This is a genomic window from Arthrobacter sp. 10T425 (assembly GCF_056393985.1).
This window is the reverse complement of the sequence record NZ_JBFTGZ010000070.1, coordinates 1-480: the sequence shown is the minus strand read 5'-3', so window position 1 is coordinate 480 and position 480 is coordinate 1. Positions and strand designations below refer to the sequence as shown.

Genomic DNA, 480 nt, shown 5'->3' with positions numbered 1-480 from the left:
GCCCTGGAGCAGCAGGGCGAAGTTGCCGAGCACGAGATCGTCGGCCATCGCCGAGACGATGCCGGACCTATGCGAGGTGTACTGCTTGACCSCGAGGAACCCGCCGGCGTTGGCCGCGCCCGCCACGAAGCACAGGAAACCGGCTAGCTGCCGGTTCGAATAGGTAGTGCGCTGGCGCGCCGTGAGACTGCGCAGATAGGCGATAGGCATGGTCAACCTCGCGGAATCACGACCGGGAAGCCGTCATCATACGACGCGCCAAAACGAAAATGCCTCCCGAAGGAGGCATTCGAAACATAGGACGTCATATAACGTCCGGGGGCGCGTCAGGCCTTGACCGCCTGCCGCGCCAGCAGCTTCCAGGCGCCGCCCTGCTTCTGCCAGACCTGAAGCACCTTCAGGTTCACCGTGCCGGGTTTGCCGCTGTCCAGCGTCTCGCCGGACAGCGTGTGGCGCACCACGGCCACATCGCCCGAGACG

2 protein-coding genes are annotated in these 480 nt (G+C 65.1%); both read right to left on the bottom strand.

Features of this window, described 5'->3' with window-relative positions; genetic code table 11:
• Nucleotides 1-210, bottom strand: a 210-nt coding sequence (locus AC1DDH_RS20565) for a DUF1275 family protein (RefSeq protein ID WP_476956226.1), incomplete at its 3' end; no start/stop codon positions are given.
• A gap of 116 nt (nucleotides 211-326) precedes the next feature.
• On the bottom strand, nucleotides 327-467 hold the full coding sequence (locus tag AC1DDH_RS20560; RefSeq protein ID WP_476956227.1) for a nuclear transport factor 2 family protein: 141 nt from the start codon (nucleotides 465-467) through the stop codon (nucleotides 327-329).
• Between the last annotated feature and the right edge of the window lie 13 nt (nucleotides 468-480).